Source organism: Croceimicrobium hydrocarbonivorans (assembly GCF_014524565.1).
Lineage (GTDB): Bacteria > Bacteroidota > Bacteroidia > Flavobacteriales > Schleiferiaceae > Croceimicrobium > Croceimicrobium hydrocarbonivorans.
In genome coordinates this window covers 2,411,777-2,427,451 of record NZ_CP060139.1, presented here as the reverse complement: position 1 = coordinate 2,427,451, position 15,675 = coordinate 2,411,777, and the positions used below count along the sequence as shown (strand labels likewise).

The 15,675-nt window shown below is 44.1% G+C and carries 16 protein-coding genes; 2 read left to right on the top strand and 14 right to left on the bottom strand.

All coding sequences use genetic code 11. The features are described from left to right. The first annotated feature begins 59 nt into the window (after window positions 1-59). On the top strand, window positions 60-2,078 hold the full coding sequence (locus tag H4K34_RS10865; protein WP_210757446.1) for a thioredoxin domain-containing protein: 2,019 nt from the start codon (window positions 60-62) through the stop codon (window positions 2,076-2,078). On the opposite strand, the gene H4K34_RS10860 is transcribed toward H4K34_RS10865, so the two are convergent. Next, window positions 2,079-3,257 (bottom strand): retropepsin-like aspartic protease, encoded by a 1,179-nt coding sequence (locus H4K34_RS10860; protein WP_210757445.1) that lies wholly within the window; start codon window positions 3,255-3,257, stop codon window positions 2,079-2,081. Window positions 3,258-3,354: 97 nt separating this feature from the next. On the opposite strand from H4K34_RS10860, the gene H4K34_RS10855 reads away from it, so the two are divergent. Beyond that, entirely contained in the window at window positions 3,355-4,350 is a 996-nt protein-coding gene (locus H4K34_RS10855) for a glycosyltransferase family 2 protein (RefSeq protein ID WP_210757444.1), read from the top strand. On the opposite strand, the gene H4K34_RS10850 is transcribed toward H4K34_RS10855, so the two are convergent. From H4K34_RS10850 to H4K34_RS10790, 13 genes are all read right to left on the bottom strand, one after another. After that, window positions 4,335-6,137: a sensor histidine kinase gene (locus tag H4K34_RS10850; RefSeq protein ID WP_210757443.1), complete on the bottom strand. Its 1,803-nt coding sequence runs from the start codon at window positions 6,135-6,137 to the stop codon at window positions 4,335-4,337. The genes H4K34_RS10855 and H4K34_RS10850 overlap by 16 nt on opposite strands. A 9-nt stretch (window positions 6,138-6,146) precedes the next feature. Continuing rightward, on the bottom strand, window positions 6,147-6,824 hold the full coding sequence (tsaB, locus tag H4K34_RS10845) for a tRNA (adenosine(37)-N6)-threonylcarbamoyltransferase complex dimerization subunit type 1 TsaB (protein ID WP_210757442.1): 678 nt from the start codon (window positions 6,822-6,824) through the stop codon (window positions 6,147-6,149). A gap of 4 nt (window positions 6,825-6,828) precedes the next feature. Further along, on the bottom strand, window positions 6,829-8,106 hold the full coding sequence (locus H4K34_RS10840) for an efflux RND transporter periplasmic adaptor subunit (protein ID WP_210757441.1): 1,278 nt from the start codon (window positions 8,104-8,106) through the stop codon (window positions 6,829-6,831). A gap of 3 nt (window positions 8,107-8,109) precedes the next feature. After that, the gene (locus H4K34_RS10835) at window positions 8,110-9,540 is read right to left on the bottom strand and encodes a TolC family protein (RefSeq protein WP_210757440.1); all 1,431 of its coding nucleotides are present in this window, start codon (window positions 9,538-9,540) and stop codon (window positions 8,110-8,112) included. 49 nt (window positions 9,541-9,589) lie between these two features. Beyond that, window positions 9,590-9,838 carry a hypothetical protein gene (locus H4K34_RS10830; protein ID WP_246452098.1) on the bottom strand — a complete coding sequence of 83 codons (249 nt, stop codon included), beginning with the start codon at window positions 9,836-9,838 and terminating at the stop codon, window positions 9,590-9,592. A gap of 1 nt (window position 9,839) precedes the next feature. After that, on the bottom strand, window positions 9,840-10,400 hold the full coding sequence (locus tag H4K34_RS10825) for a DUF420 domain-containing protein (RefSeq protein WP_210757439.1): 561 nt from the start codon (window positions 10,398-10,400) through the stop codon (window positions 9,840-9,842). Then, complete coding sequence (locus tag H4K34_RS10820) at window positions 10,400-11,149, bottom strand: SCO family protein (RefSeq protein ID WP_210757438.1); 750 nt, start codon at window positions 11,147-11,149, stop codon at window positions 10,400-10,402. Before H4K34_RS10820 ends, H4K34_RS10825 begins: the two co-directional genes overlap by 1 nt. Next, window positions 11,149-11,502: a cytochrome C oxidase subunit IV family protein gene (locus H4K34_RS10815; protein WP_210757437.1), complete on the bottom strand. Its 354-nt coding sequence runs from the start codon at window positions 11,500-11,502 to the stop codon at window positions 11,149-11,151. The genes H4K34_RS10820 and H4K34_RS10815 overlap by 1 nt, the downstream gene beginning before the upstream one ends. A 21-nt stretch (window positions 11,503-11,523) precedes the next feature. Then, window positions 11,524-12,459 carry a cytochrome c oxidase subunit 3 gene (locus tag H4K34_RS10810; protein ID WP_210757436.1) on the bottom strand — a complete coding sequence of 312 codons (936 nt, stop codon included), beginning with the start codon at window positions 12,457-12,459 and terminating at the stop codon, window positions 11,524-11,526. A gap of 20 nt (window positions 12,460-12,479) precedes the next feature. Next, window positions 12,480-13,058 carry a cytochrome c oxidase subunit 3 gene (locus H4K34_RS10805; RefSeq protein ID WP_210757435.1) on the bottom strand — a complete coding sequence of 193 codons (579 nt, stop codon included), beginning with the start codon at window positions 13,056-13,058 and terminating at the stop codon, window positions 12,480-12,482. A gap of 2 nt (window positions 13,059-13,060) precedes the next feature. Next, entirely contained in the window at window positions 13,061-13,963 is a 903-nt protein-coding gene (gene cyoE, locus H4K34_RS10800) for a heme o synthase (protein ID WP_322107628.1), read from the bottom strand. A gap of 64 nt (window positions 13,964-14,027) precedes the next feature. Then, a complete protein-coding gene (cysQ, locus tag H4K34_RS10795) occupies window positions 14,028-14,846 on the bottom strand; it encodes a 3'(2'),5'-bisphosphate nucleotidase CysQ (RefSeq protein ID WP_210757434.1) in 819 nt (272 codons plus the stop codon). Window positions 14,847-14,922: 76 nt separating this feature from the next. After that, complete coding sequence (locus H4K34_RS10790) at window positions 14,923-15,630, bottom strand: energy transducer TonB (protein WP_210757433.1); 708 nt, start codon at window positions 15,628-15,630, stop codon at window positions 14,923-14,925. Window positions 15,631-15,675 lie beyond the last annotated feature (45 nt).

Below are 15,675 nucleotides of genomic sequence, written 5' to 3'. Positions count from 1 at the left end.
CTTAGGCAATAAATACTATCCAAGCATTTGAGCTTACCTTGGTCTCAAATTTCATCGTGATGTTTCTGGATCAAAATGTCCTTAAATCTGCCAAAAGCCCTTATCTGAAACAGCATGCCAGCAATCCTGTACATTGGCAAGAATGGTCGGCAGAGCTTATTGAGAAGACCATTGAAACCGACCGACTTATTATTTTAAGCATTGGATACAGTGCCTGCCATTGGTGCCACGTGATGGAGCGAGAAGTTTTTGAGCAGGAAGATGCTGCGCTGGTGATGAATCAAGATTTCATTTCCATAAAAGTAGATCGGGAGGAAAGACCCGACATTGACGAAATTTATATGCGTGCCCTTCAACTAATGAAAGGGCAAGGAGGCTGGCCTTTAAACATGGTATGCTTGCCCGATGGGAAACCTATTTGGGGCGGTACTTACGTCCCCAAAGATCAATGGTTGAAAGTATTAAGCCAGCTCGCCGAAATGTACCGTGAAGACCGACAACAGGTTATCAATTACGGTGATCAGCTTACCCAGGGTATTCAACAAAGTATGCTCCTAAGCCTGGAACGTCGACCTTTTGAAATTGCTCCTGAAGATCTGGATAGTCAATTTAAGATTTGGCAACGCAGCTTTGACCTCGAAGAAGGGGGCACCAAAAGAGCGCCGAAATTCCCCATGCCGGTTAATTGGTCCTATTTACTCGATTACGGAATAAGCCGTCAAAATGAAGCTGCCCTTAATCAGGTGGAATTTAGTTTGGATAAAATGGCCATGGGCGGAATCTATGATCAAATCGGTGGTGGTTTTGCCCGCTATTCGGTAGATGCCCTTTGGAAGGTTCCTCATTTTGAAAAGATGCTCTACGACAATGCGCAGTTAATCGCGCTTTACAGCAAAGCTTATCGCCATTTTAAAAAAGAACTTTATTTGGAGGTGCTGGAGCAAAGCTGGGATTTTCTACTTCGCGAGATGAGAGACGAGTCTGGAGCCTGGTATTCTGCCTTGGATGCCGATAGCGAGGGTGAAGAAGGAAAATACTATATCTGGACGGCCGACGAATTACAAAAGCTTATTCCGGCAACAGACTGGGCCTTATTTGCCGCCTATTATTCCATTAACGAAAATGGATATTGGGAAAATGGTCAATACATCCTTCTGCGAAGAGAATCAGCGGAAGCCCTGGCCCATCGCTTTGGAATTGAAATAGCTGATTTAAAAGTCAAGGTTAAGACCTGGCAAAACATCCTACTTAAAGAAAGAGAGCAGCGCATTAAACCTGGCCTGGACAATAAGGCTCTTTGTAGCTGGAATGCTTTGATGATTAGCGCTGCTTGCGAAACTTATCGAGCAACAGGCCAGGATCAATATCTTAAAATAGCGGAGGAAACGGCCCAATGGATTTTAGAGCATCAAAGCGGTGATGCCCATCAGCTATTCCATGCCTGGCAGGATGGTGAAGCTCATATTGAGGGTCTGCTGGAAGATTATGCCTTTAGCATTGAAGCCTTTATTCAATTATGGCAAATCAGCGCTAAGGAGGAATATCTTCATCAGGCGAAAGCCTGGACAGAAAAAGTAAGCCAGGATTTTGAAGACCGCAGCAGTGGCTTATTTTACACCCGACCTATGAGCGGAGAAAAATTAATTAGTCCGGGCATGGAAACCCAGGATAATGTGATGCCTTCCGCCAATTCAACCATGGCCCATAATTTATTTAAACTGGGCTTAGTCTTTGCCAAAAGCCTTTGGACCGAACAAGCTCAGCAAAATTTAGGGCATCTTAAAAGCCAATTTTTGGAATATGGTGAATCCTATGCCAACTGGTCACGCTTAGCGCTTTATCAGGATCCCAATTTTTATGAGCTGGCTCTTATTGGTTCCGATACCGCTGCCTGGCAAAAGGATTTGGAGAAAGACTACCATCCCTTGCATTTCCTATTTCGATCGGAAAAGGCAACGGAAATCCCTGCTTTTAAAGATAGATGGACCGAAGATTCTAATCGAATCTTCCCTTGCCAAAAAGGCGCTTGCCAATTACCTTATACGGAGCTAGATTCCTTTAAGTCAGATTTTCATTAATTACTTGGCTGTCCTGGCCACGCGAATACGGCCTTTCCCCTTAATCTCGATGTACAAAGCTTCCTCTTCATTTTGGAAGCTTTGGACCACCCGGCAAAAATCGTCGATACTAACCTTCTCCGGCAGCTGAAAATCCTCTACTGCAATAATGGTATCCCCAAGAGCCAATGACTGGTATTGAGGAGGTAGTAGGCTATTCAAACTTCCAATAATCACTTTTTCATCTTGGTAATAGGGGGTTAAGGGATAAGTGCCTTGTTCCGGTTTCGCCTTCCGAGGCATCAGTAATATCTCCCCTTCTTGATAATCCATAAACACGTGGAACTGGCGTAGGAAGCTCATCCCTAAAAGCTTGCCTTGCTTGGTTTGCTCCTGCTCCACTAAGACCGGAATAATGGTGTCCGGAAACTCAAATTTCATTTCAAATTCATAAGCCGTATCCAGGGCACTGCCGAATAATCCGCCACTTAAAAAACCATAGGATTTAAATTTAGCCGCCTCAGGTTTAAATGATGAACTCAAAGATTTAGGTAAGGATAAGGTGCCATTCGAGCCAGTATCGAAGGTGATTCCTTTAATCTGACTGCCATTAATATTTAATGCTACTAAAGGCGTACGACTGCTTTTTATGGAAAAGGGCAATACATACTTCTTGCCTTGCGGCCAATGCTCCTTAGTATCGCTCATGCGTAAGAGGCTATCCTCAGGAGAAAAGTCCCAGTATTGAAATTGCATGGCATTGGCCCCTATAATCCCATCCAGCTTTAAGCAGTTTAAAAGAGGAGAAGCTTTTAAGTCGGCAGAAATGGCTACTAAATCGCTAAAGGTGCGATCCCCCAATTTGAAATCAGGCATGCGCACATAATCTTGTCTTTGTTGCTTCCCTTGGGAATCTCGAATAGTTGCTCTCCTTAAAACCTTGGTATTGTACTTCTCTGCCAGCTCATGGGAGATTACCATCGGGGCACCAGAATCGAAAAGGAAATTATACACTTCCCCTTCTATTTCCACCTCAAGGTAAAGCAAGTTCTGCTTCACGACTACTGGCAAGGCAATGGGAGAAACGGAATTCTTGGGCTTCTCCACCTTACCTCTGGCAAAAAGGGTGGCAGAAGAACGGCAGGTACTTAAACTCAATAAGAGTCCGAGGGCTAAGAAGAGCTGAAGTATTCGATTCATGAGCATAAGTTCGGAATTATGTTTTTATAGGAGCACTACTGTTTTAAATGTCGGGGAATCGATTACTGATTCTTGGTCTTTTCCCTAACTTCACCCTATGCCCGAAGTCTCTCTCCTTATGCCCTTTTATACGGCCGAAGACTTTATTGCCGAAGCCCTGGCCTCGCTTCAGCAGCAAAGTTTGGAAGATTGGGAGCTTATCGCTGTGGATGACCATTCTAATGATCAAAGTCGGAAAGTTATAGAGGCTTTCGCCGAAAAAGATCCCCGCATAAAACTCTTTCTCAATCCTGGTCAAGGGATTTTACCTGCATTGCAATTAGCGTCTAAGAAAGCGCGTGGAACTTTTATTGGTCGCTTTGATGCGGATGATATTTTACCTTCTGATCGATTGGAATTGATGACCAAAGTTTTGCGCGGTGAAAAGGACAAATGCATAGTGACGGGATTAGTTCAATACTTCTCCGACCGACCCATTTCAAAAGGTTATAGTCGCTACCAAAACTGGTTGAATGAAACCAACCTCAATGGCGAAAGCTGGGAAGAGATCTATAGGGAATGCGTAATTGCCTCCCCGAATTGGCTCATGCGTCGTTCGGGATTTTTAGCCATTGGTGGATTCGAAGGGCTGCAGTACCCAGAAGACTACGATTGGTGTTTTCGTTGCTATCAGCAAGGTTTTGAAGTGCATTGCCTAACGACCACTACCTTGATGTGGCGCGAACATCCGCATAGAACTTCACGCAATTCGGAGCATTATCAGCAAAAGGCATTCTTTCGTTTAAAACTGCAACGCTTTATCGAATGGGAGGCCTTTGAAGAACTTATTCTTTGGGGCTCCGGCCGGAAGGCGCGCTTAACCGCAGCATTATTGCGCGATATGGGAATTCGCTTTCGCTGGATGGATTTAGAGCCCGATAAATTTCTAGATGGCATCCAAGGTCATCCCATTGAGGACTATCGAAAAATTGAATCCCATCAGGGCCTGAAGCTCTTAATTGGGGTCTATCCCAATCCTGCTGAAAAGAAGGATTTAGAGGACTTTCTGATCTCGCGGAATTTACAGAAGGGTACCGATTATTGGTACTTATAAAGATCGCTGTCTGCAGGGTGACTATCCTTAGGTAAGGCGGAAAGGGAAAAACTAAAAGTGCTACCAAAGCCCATTTCACTCTCAACTTCCCACTTGCTTCCATGCTGACGCAGGAAATCGCGGCAGAGCATCAAGCCCAGGCCTGAACCTTTTTCATTTTGAGTTCCATAAGTGCTCTCGAGCTCCATTTCTTTATTCAGCTTTTCCAACTGACTTTCGCTCATCCCGACTCCATTATCACGCACAAAGAACCAAACATCATCCTGTACCTGTTCTGTCCATACCCGAATCTTGCCTTGTACCGGAGTAAATTTGATGGAATTGTTCACCAGATTACGGAGTACGATTTTAATCCGTTCTCGATCGGCATACACTTCCAATTGGGAAGACACATCCAATTCCAAGACTTGTTGCTTGCGTTTTAATAAGGATTGGAGTGGCTCAACCGCTTCGCGCACCAAACTTTCTACATGGAACAAACTTAATTCCAAGCGCTCTCCCTTCTGTTGACTTTGGGCCCAATCGAGGAGGTTCTTCATCAAGCTCACGCTTTGCTCTACGTTCTCCCCTAAGATTTTTAAAATCTCATCTCGCTCCTCCGTGCTAATCACATCCGAGTTTACCAGATTGAGTGTTTCCTGTAAATTAATTAGGGGACCGCGCAGATCATGGGCAATGATGCCGAACAAACGATCTTTAAGCGCATTAAGCTCGGTTAACTGCTTAGTTTTATCCTCCAGCTTATGCTGACTTTCAATGCGCTGAGTTACATCCTTTATTAAGACTGCCGAACCATTAAACAATCCGGTTTTCTCATAGAGTATGGTAGAGCTAACCTCATAAATGCGACCATCATTAAGATGTAAGATATGCCCTTGTAGATTCTCTTCCCCTAAATCGGGAAAGGCCTGATCCATATCTTTAGCGGGAAAACATTCGGTGAGGCGCTTGCCAAAAAGATCTTCTCGGGGCTTCATTATTTCTTCAAAGGCCCCGTTAAAGTCAATCAATCGACCATGGGAATCCACCACAGCCACACCATCTGATAGTTCTTGAATTACCCGAGTACGTGCCATTGGGGTTACATCGAATAATCCGAATCGCATCAAACCTACCGCAATGATAAAGGAGGTCAACAAAAAGGCGAATGGGGTTAAATCTAAATGACCATAAGGCCTTAGATCAAGGAATATGTATCCAAAATTTACCGAGAGTGGCACCAGGGTACTTAATATCAAGAGGCGATTCTGCTTTCGAAATACCGGTTTAGTATGACGCAAATGGGCGATTAAAGCCCAATATCCTGCTACGACCAAACTGTAAAAAACAATCGTATGTAGATGATACCAGGGGCCAGGATCAATGCTTAATAAAGGAAAGGGGCCACTGTAATCTACCGAGGTAGATTCGTAGAATAAATGATGCCCTTCATTAGTTAGCATCATTAAATAGGTTACGGCTGAATAGGCAAAGAGGCTAAAGAAGGTAAGATTATTCAGGCGATTATCACGACCTATAAAGCTGTAGCAAAAAATCAACCAAAGGGAGGGAAGGCAAGCTATGCCCAGGTATTCGAATTTAATCCAAAAGAGCATATTCTCCATACTGGTGGAAGAAAGCTCAAAACCATAGGCTACGGCCCACCAGGCTGCAGCGATCAACATAATACTAAACCAATTGAAAACCTGCCGGCGCTTTCGCATGATCCATGCTGCCAGAAGGAAAGCAAATGCTCCGGAAGTTATCAGTACCAGAGCGTAAAGATTATAGTTAAGATCGCTCAACATTTGTGGGACCTAAAATACGCTTTTGGGCTTTTGCGCCGCAAACTCCTTCAGGTAGAAGGGCTCGAAATAGGCAACATCCTCAAAGGCTTTTGCCTCCAATTTTTGACTTGCCAATTGCCTAAAGTTGCTTGCCGATGGAAAGGGAATATTCAAAAAATGGTGCCGCTCCGACTCCAACATTTCCTGCGCTTTGGGGGCGCCATCGCCAAAAAAATAATGTTGACCAGCATCGGAATAGGCTCCTTCTTCGAGGATCTTCGCCTCTACTTCAGTCCATTGATTTGTAGCCAGATTATAGGCGGCAGTATACACTTCCATCCTACGGGCATCGATCATAGGGTGTAAAATGGCATCATCAGGAAATTCTTGAGATTCCAAAGCTGCTGCCACTAATAGCTCAGTTCCCTTGGCACTGATTAAAGGAATCGACAAACTATAGGCTAAGGCTTTCGCGGAAGCAACCCCAATGCGCAGACCGGTATAAGAACCTGGTCCGGAACCCACGGCAATGGCTTCCAGTTGATCCGCCTTAATCTCTGCCTTTTTCAAGGCCTCTGCTATAAAGAGATGAAGTTTTTCGGAATGAATATATTGATCGGATTGAGCTTCGATTAATTGAAGCAGCTCTTGATCTTTAAATAATGCTACCGAACAGTTTTTAGTGGAGGTTTCGAGTGCCAGTATCAATTGCCTATTCCTCTTTTTTCGATTCGGATTTTTCTTCGCTGATAACAGTTCCAGGTTTTAGAGTGCGAGAGATAGCAGAATAAGGGCCAGTTACAATTTCTTCACCTTCTTCCAATCCAGATAGAATCACAATATCCTCATCATTCTGGATGCCGGTTTTAACAACACGAAGTTCCGCTTTTCCTTCCTTTTTCACGAAAACAATCTCGAAGAGCTCATCACCTTCCTCATCGGCATCATCTAATTTCTTACGAGCATAAGCCGGCATATCTGAAGTATCCGCGCGAGTAGTCACTGCCTGAATCGGAACAGAAAGCACTCCATTCTGGCGATCAGTTAAAATCTCTAAAGAAGCGGTCATCCCCGGACGAAATGGACTAATCCCGCCCTCCTGTAATAATTCGGCATAGGAATCTTTTAAGATCCGCACTTTCACCTCAAAATTAGTCACCTGATCAATGGTAGTCCCTGCTAATTTGGCCGAGTTGGCAATCTCCGTTACTACCCCTTTGAACTCTTTATCGAGATAGGCATCTACTTCAATTAAGGCGGTATCACCGTAGTTCACCTGGATGATATCATTCTCATTCACCTCTACCAAAACCTCCATTAATTCCAAGTTCGCTACCCGGAGAATCTCAGTACCGGTCATTTGAATGGTACCCACAACTCGCTCCCCCACTTCGGAGTTCAGCATACTGATAGTACCATCCATGGGAGCATAAATGGTAGTTCGTGCTAAATTGTCTTTGGCCTCTTGTAAAGTAGCCTCGGCACTTTGTAATTGATACTGGGCACTTTCTACCCCTAATTGAGACACCTCATAGGCCCGCTTAATAGCATCGAAATCGGCATCACTAATTACGCCATCTTTATGAAGGCTTTTATTCCGATTGAAGTTCTTTTCGGCCTCAATAAACTGTGCTTTAGAACTGGCCAATGATGCTTTTGCCGTGTTTATAGAAGCACGGGCACGATTTACAGCGGCTATAAATAAGTCGGGATTAATCTTTACCAGCAGGTCGCCCTTTTTGACTTGAGCGCCTTCTTGAAAGGGCAATTCAATAATCTCCCCTGAAACTTCAGCTGAAATCTTCACCTCCACTTCCGGTTGAATCTTGCCCGAAGCAATAACGGTTTCGGTAATCGTTTTACGCTCTACTTTAGAAAGCTCCACCTTAGTGCTTTCCTCCTCACCTATCCAGCCGGCCGATTTAGCGACCACTAAAAAGACGATAAGTACAACGGCAATGATGATGATTGTCTTTAAGGGTCTGCTCATGGCTTATAAATTAACTTGATTGGTGAGGTAGAACTCTAAAACCTTTACCCGGAATATATAATCGAATTTGGCCTGAGAAAATTGCGATTGGGCTGAGGCCAAATTATTCTTGGCCGTTTCAAAATCAACTTGATTTAAAGCTCCCACTTCAAAGCGCTGGCGGGCGTATTCAAATGCTTTTTGGCTAGCTTGAACTGATTTGGCAGCGGCTTCGAATTGAAGCTTAGCCGCCTTTGCATCATTATGCGCCTGATAGATAGTTTGCTTCAAATCGTTCTTAACCTGATCTAGGTTTAAACGATTGATATCGGCATTAATCTTGGCATTTTGCAGATTATTTGCCACGGCTCTCCGACTGAAAATGGGCACCTGCAAGCTAAAGCCCACCAATTGATTCAAGTTGTCTGATACCTGATCATTAAAGGGCTTCACACCATCAGTTATCGGAACGGATTGCTGTATGTATACCAAGTCGCCAGTATTACCTACATAGCCAAAGGGAATAACCATATCATTAGTTCCCGTAACATTTGGAATTTGATCCGAATAATTAGTAGCCACCTGACCTATCAAGGAGAGGCTGGGTAGAAAACCGCTATAAGCTAAATCAACCCCTTCTTCTCCAGAAAGCACTCGCATTTCTGCAGCGCGAATAGATGGCTGTTTGTCAACCGCTATTTCAAAAACATTAGCCGCCGGGCGATCGAGAATACTGGCATCGGGTAAACCTAAATCGGGACTCCCTATTTCAAAAGCATCTGGATTGGATAATTGCAGGATGTTTGCCAATTGCAATTGGCTAATCGTTACTGCGTTTTGGGTGCTGATCAAATTTTGCTCATCGCGCGCTTGCTGCGCTTCCAATTGCAAGAGCTCCCCTTCAGGAAGAGTTCCGGCATTGACCAATTTTTGGGTACGATTAACTTGAAGGTTGGTGATGCGCACTTGCTCACGCGCTACTGCCTCAATTTCCTTATTCAATAAGATCTGAAGATAGCTGGAAGCAACCAATAAAGAAATATCATTGCGTGCCGCTTCATAATCATATTGGGCGGCTTTTAAATCGTGATTACGCTGAGCGATGGTATTGTACTTCGCACCACCATTATAAAGGGTCCAATTAGAGGATAATTGGAAGTTAACGGTTTGCCGACTTTGACGCGAAATTTGGTTAGTAACCGGATCGATATTCAGACCAAAGTTCCAGAAGAGATTGTTTCCCAACCGTAGATCAGGAAGGTAATCCATTCGAGCGGTATTCAAATTATTGCGCGCCACTTCGGCCCGCAAGCGCGCTTGTTCTACCGTAATATTTTGCTGAAGTGCGTATTCGACGCATTCGGTGAGTGACCAAACCTCAGGTAAGGGATTCTGGCCCTGCAGATTAATAAGGGCGAGAAAAGTAAAAAGCAGACTGGCAGTGATCTTTGACATAACAGGGACTTTACCCGTTCAAGTAGCCCTACAAAGATAGTTTTTCGCCTTATTCCTCTGGACCTAGCTGGGCCCTTTGTGATTTTTTATGGCGATACATAGCATAACCAATCACCGAAAGGATTAAATACGGGAATACCATCAGGTACAAAATCCCACCATTAAGGCCTGTAGCCACGGTACTTCCGGTTTTGGTACTGGTTTCTGCTACCGCCTGACACATGGCACATTGCGCATCAGCCGAAAGGCTAAAAAACACCGCGAATACCAGTAGGAAGAATATCTTTTGCAGTTGCATACTAATAATAGGGTTGCATGAACAAATATACCAAGACCCCAGTGACTGCCACATATAACCAGATAGGAAATGTGTAACGCACCAATTTGCGATGACGGCCATACTCCTGGGTAAAGCCTCGATATATGGCTAGCATGGCCAAGGGCAGCACCGGAACGCTTAGTAAAATATGGGAAATGAGAATAAAGAAATATAGGCTACGCATATAACCTTCTCCACCGTAAGGGATGGGGTCGGCATTTAGTTTACTGATAACATAAGAAACCAGAAAAACAGCAGAGAGGCCAAAAGCCGACATCATTACAAAGCGATGAGCCGCGATTTTCTTTTGTGTAATGAAGTATAAACCCAGCAAAAGCAAAATAGCAGTAGTGCCATTTAAAATTGCGTGAAAGGCAGGCAATGTACCGCGATCAATCCCCATCTCCAGTTTAAGGGTTTCTGGAAATAAGATAAGTAAGGCCACCGCTACTGGCACCAGGATAGACAGTACAATAATGATCGGAATGGCCACCCGATCGGCTTTAGGATTGGCTGTTTTCAATTCTCTGATCTCGCCCATTAATCTCTTTCTTTAGAAGCGCGATGCTCGGATACTGATTTATGCTTCTCGTATTCGGCAATCAGCACTTTTATATCATCTTTCAACTGACTGATCTCATCCGCTGAAGTTCCAGAATAAACCGCTTTCAAATTGCCTTGTTCATCTCTGCGACTGCGAATTCGACCTTCCCAATCTACTAAAACTAAATTTTCAGAATGTAAAAAGCCTCCGGCAGCTTCAGGATCTACCTGGGCGCTCAAGAAAAAGTCATTTGCCGTTTTATACAGCGCTTCCTTTTCTCCGGTTAAGAAGAACCAGCGCCCTTCCTCTGCTCCAATTCTGCCCTCATACTCTTTCAGCACCTCTACTGTATCATGTTCAGGGTCTACAGTAAAAGAGACAAAATTGATATCCTCGTATCCCAGAAAACGATCTTGAACCTGCTTAAGATTGTAATTCATAGCCGGGCAAATCGTAGGACAAGTACTAAAGAAGAAATTGGCTACGTAAATTTTACCCCGCAGATCTCTTGAGCCGTAAGGCACATTATTCTGATTGGTAAACTGATAGGGAGGTATGCTATAATGAAGGGTATCATTAGTCGCTACACCATCCTCAAAACGCTCAATTATGGTCGGAGGACCAACATAGTCCAGAGTTTGGAAGAAGTTCCCCTCAGCGCTGTAAACAAAGATGAAATAAAGCACCGAAGGCAGCACTAATACCAGGATTAGTACTGCCTTCGAGAATGAAGATTTTAAGACCATTACATCTGAGACATTGCATTCATATAACCTCCCTCAGTAAGTAGAATGAAGGTTAAATAAGGAATGAGAATAATGATGGGCAGGGTAATTGTCCAAATAAAATTTTTACGCTCGTGTCCTAAGTGCATAAACTCAGAAACGATGTAGTAGGCTTTGGCCAGCGTAAGTACGATGAAGATGATGTTTAGGACAGACGTCCCTAAAACATGACCCATTAATACTTCGGGTTTAATGATACCTAATGCCACTTCTACAGAAGTAACAATTAGAAGAATCCAAAATACTTTCCAGATCCATTTAGTGCCTTCTGGTCCTTCGTGGTGTTCGCTGGGATATGCGTTGTTATTTGCCATGTTTTTCGCTACTAAATATTATTAAACCAAATAGAAGAAGGTAAATACAAATACCCACACTAAGTCTACAAAGTGCCAGTACAATCCTACTTTCTCCACCATTTCGTAATGTCCGCGGCGCTCGTAAGTACCCATCAACACATTGATGAAGATGATAATATTAAGCACCACTCCTGAAAATACGTGAGTTCCGTGGAATCCAGTTACAAAGAAGAAGAAGTTAGCGAATAGGGTATTTCCATACTCATTGGCTTTCATTCCGGCTCCCTGCAATACGCGAGCTCCTTTCATGGCGGCCATTGCTTCTTCGCGACTTAAGGTAATCGCACCTTCTTCGGTGCCTTTACCTGGCATTCTTAAGGTCATATTAGAATTGATTCCAAAAGCTGCAATCATATCGGCAGTTTTGAACTCTGTATGATCTCCATGAGGTTTCTCTTGACCGGTGATCAATTCGTAGATACTGATGATCTCGCCGTTTCCATCGATTGGAGTTACATACATTACGGTTCTGTCTTCCAACATTACCGCTCCTTTATCGCCATTGATGAAGTGATACCACTCCCATGCCTGAGAACCTAAGAAGGTAAAACCACCTACAATGGTTAAACCTAACCAAAGCACTACGGCTTTAGTGTTCATTTTATGACCGGCATTTACGGCCAATACCATGGTTACGGAACTTAAAATCAGAATAAAGGTCATCAGAGCCACAAAGAGCAATGGATGCTCACCATGTAGTAATGGGAAGTGGGTGAAAACATTTTCGGCAACTGGCCAGGTAGTCTCGTACTTAAAGCGGTACAAGCCCATCGCGGTCAAGAAACCTGAGAAGGTGAGGGCATCTGATAATAGGAAGAACCACATCATCATTTTGCCGTAGCTAACGCCAAATGGTTGGCGTCCACCGCCCCAAATAGCGGTTGTGTTCTGTTCTAAAGCAGCTCCGTTAGCCATGCATTAAAATTTTTGCAAGTTTAGCGAATAAATAATAAAAAGAGGTACAAATAAAGCCAGAGACCGTCGAGGAAATGCCAATAAATAGCACTTACACTAAAGCCTTGATGGTCGGTGGCCGTATGAACTTTTTTTATAGCGGTGCGGTACCAAGTGTACAGCAATACAATTAAACCCGAAAAGAGGTGCAGCCAGTGCAAGCCAGCAATTACGTAAACCCAACTTACTGCGGTATTTACGCCCACGGCATTAAAGCCCCGATCGATCATATCCTGCGCACCATAAATTTGGATCACAAAAAAGGCGACACCCAAAAAGAGGCTCACCAAAACTAAATTCCCGGCCATCGAAATTTGCCCCTTTTTCAAGGCCATCTTGGCGAGAATCATAGTAAGACTGCTAACTAAAATGATAATCGTTGCATAAAGGAACTGCGGAGGTAGACCAAATATCAACCAGCGATTATCTGCAAGCAGGGCCGATCGACTTACCACATATCCGGAGGTTAAACCCGCGAATGTCATGACAATGCTAGCCAGTCCAATCCACAGTAGTGGTTTTTGAACTTTGCGTTTATCGGCTGCCGTCAATTTCCCCATCTCTAAATAAATTTATCAATCACCAATAAGAGCTGCAACAAGGGCAGATAAACAATACTGTAGAACATAAGCTTGCGCGCGGCGGGTATAGACCTTTCACGATAAAGCTTCAATGCAAAATACATAAAGAACAATCCCAGTAGGGCGGTGATGATCACTCCCACCACAGACAAGGTTAAGCCCCCACTCAAGCCAAAGGCAGGCAGTAGGCTCACCGGAATAATAAAGAAGGTATAGAGTACAATCTGTAAGGCACTCTTGGTATCGCGATTACCGGAAGGCAAAAGCACATAATTGGCCTTTTTATAATCATCATCGGCAATCCAGGCAATAGCCCAGAAATGCGAGAACTGCCACAAAAACTGAATGGCGAATAAGGTTCCGGGCTCGATATCAAAATCATTGGTAGCAGCCACCCATCCTAATAAGGCGGGAATGGCCCCTGGAAAAGCCCCTACAAATACGGCAATGGGCCCACGGGCCTTCAGTGGAGTGTAGATCAACACGTAAACAAAAAGGGCAAAGGCTCCAAACCCTACGGTAAGCGGGTTGATGGTATAAAGTAGAAAAAGCCCTACAACTGCCATGATAGAAGAAGAAATCATGGCTTCTGAAACCTTTAAACGACCCGAGGGCAGTGGGCGATTCTTAGTACGATCCATCAATGCATCGCGATCGCGCTCAATAACCTGATTGAATCCATTGGCAGCTCCCACCACCAAATAACCTCCCAGGGCTAAGGCCATAATGGGCCAAAAACCGATTTGATCGGCACCCAAAAAATAGCCTGCCAGCGCCGAATAAACGACACTGAGGTTAAGGCGCGCCTTGGTTAATTCCATAACCGCTTGCGCTTTTTGGCTAAAATTGATCTCCTGGACTTTGATTTCGGTAGTGCTGTTCAATGGCCTTTCTTGGGCCGCAAAAATACAGCGGATTGCCCAGCCCGGCAAAATAGAATGATTCTATCTAATCAGGCTTTTTCACAATAAACCAAGGGTTCAATAAATCCTCCTTGTTATACTGCAGTGGCTCACTATCATTCTTGGCTTGGTAAATTTCAAATCCGGCTCCTTTAGCTAGAGCATGACCGGCTGCGGTATCCCATTCCATAGTAGGTGCAAAACGTGGATATACATCCGCGGAACCCTCAGCTACCATACAAATCTTAAGACTACTGCCTCGGCTAATCACTTCGGAGTCCGGATGCTCTTTGCGCACTTCATCAAAGAAGGCTGCTGTTTCATCGCTCATATGCGAACGACTACCCACCATCGTATAAGGACGGTCTTGAGACTCCGGTAGCTTCACCCCTTTCGCCATCCAATCCTCGATATTATCAGTATCCTTAACATGAGCTGCTTGATCCACACGCCAGGCGCCTAATTCGGCTCCACCAAAGTATAAGGTCTCATCTACCGGAACGTAGATTACGCCCATAATAGGCACTCCTTTTTCCACCAAGGCAATATTTACGGTAAACTCTCCATTCTGCTTGATGAACTCTTTGGTACCATCTAAGGGGTCTACCACCCATAATACTTGCCAATCTTTACGCTCGGCGAAGGATAATTCTCGTCCTTCTTCACTAAGTACCGGAATACCGGTTTCCTTTAGCATTTGCATAATGCGCTGATGGGACTTCTTATCAGCAATGGTAAGCGGAGATTTATCGTCTTTATATTCTACCTCGAAGGTATTCTCGTAAACATCCAATATTTCTTTTCCAGCTTCGATAGCAGCTAATACTGCATCAAAGGCTAAAACTTTGGTTTCGATACGGTCCATTTTGATTTTGTTTGAGAAGTAAAAAAAAAGCCGCCTCAGACTGCTCCGAGACGGCTATAAAGTTACAAAGTATTCCTTATTGAAGCTTTGCGTTAATTGGCAAAGTAAAGTTCATACGAACGGGTTTTCCACGTTGTTTGGCGGGAGTAAGCTTAGGTAATTTCTTCACTACCCGTACTGCTTCATCATCTAGCAATTTATCCACTCCACGCACTACTTGTACATTGGAAATACTTCCGTCTTTCTCAATTACAAAGTCTACATAGATACGACCACCAATACCCATTTGACGGGCCATTTCCGGAAATTCAAATTCGCGAAGCACAAATTGCATCACATTTTGCTGGAAGCAGGTTTTACGCTCTGCGTTATCCTTGGCATCCTCACATCCGGGATAGATAGGCACCGACTCTACTACGGCAAAATTTAAGATCTCGTCTGATTCTTCTTCTTCGAATTCAATCACCTCAACCTCTTCCATCATATCGGTTTCAGTAGTCTGAATTTCTAACTCTTCTTCGAGTTCCACATCATCTTCCACAACTTCGATCACCTCTGGTGGGGGTGGGGGTGGTGGGGGTGGTGGGGCTACTTCACGGTTGGTGATGGGAATAATCTCATCATCAATTTCTACATCTAACTCACCTAAGTCAGCTACCGATGTGTCATAAGTCTTCCACTCAATAAGAACAATGCACAAGAGCAGGGACAATACCAGTCCGAACTGCACAAAGAGACCGCGATAGTTCTCTAAGTCGGCTTTTTCAGTTTTTTTCACTTGCATAAACGATGGATTAGCAGTGCGCTAAGTTAATGAAAATATAGGCCA

Coding starts and splice junctions, on each gene's coding strand:
- H4K34_RS10805 (WP_210757435.1), bottom strand. CDS start 13,058: ATGGGGAAATTGACGGCAGCCGATAAACGCAAAGTTCAAAAACCACTA.
- H4K34_RS10865 (WP_210757446.1), top strand. CDS start 60: ATGTTTCTGGATCAAAATGTCCTTAAATCTGCCAAAAGCCCTTATCTG.
- H4K34_RS10790 (WP_210757433.1), bottom strand. CDS start 15,630: ATGCAAGTGAAAAAAACTGAAAAAGCCGACTTAGAGAACTATCGCGGT.
- H4K34_RS10850 (WP_210757443.1), bottom strand. CDS start 6,137: ATGTTGAGCGATCTTAACTATAATCTTTACGCTCTGGTACTGATAACT.
- H4K34_RS10820 (WP_210757438.1), bottom strand. CDS start 11,149: ATGGTCTTAAAATCTTCATTCTCGAAGGCAGTACTAATCCTGGTATTA.
- H4K34_RS10830 (WP_246452098.1), bottom strand. CDS start 9,838: ATGCAACTGCAAAAGATATTCTTCCTACTGGTATTCGCGGTGTTTTTT.
- H4K34_RS10810 (WP_210757436.1), bottom strand. CDS start 12,459: ATGGCTAACGGAGCTGCTTTAGAACAGAACACAACCGCTATTTGGGGC.
- H4K34_RS10815 (WP_210757437.1), bottom strand. CDS start 11,502: ATGGCAAATAACAACGCATATCCCAGCGAACACCACGAAGGACCAGAA.
- H4K34_RS10840 (WP_210757441.1), bottom strand. CDS start 8,106: ATGAGCAGACCCTTAAAGACAATCATCATCATTGCCGTTGTACTTATC.
- cysQ (WP_210757434.1), bottom strand. CDS start 14,846: ATGGACCGTATCGAAACCAAAGTTTTAGCCTTTGATGCAGTATTAGCT.
- H4K34_RS10860 (WP_210757445.1), bottom strand. CDS start 3,257: ATGAATCGAATACTTCAGCTCTTCTTAGCCCTCGGACTCTTATTGAGT.
- H4K34_RS10825 (WP_210757439.1), bottom strand. CDS start 10,400: ATGGGCGAGATCAGAGAATTGAAAACAGCCAATCCTAAAGCCGATCGG.
- H4K34_RS10835 (WP_210757440.1), bottom strand. CDS start 9,540: ATGTCAAAGATCACTGCCAGTCTGCTTTTTACTTTTCTCGCCCTTATT.
- H4K34_RS10855 (WP_210757444.1), top strand. CDS start 3,355: ATGCCCGAAGTCTCTCTCCTTATGCCCTTTTATACGGCCGAAGACTTT.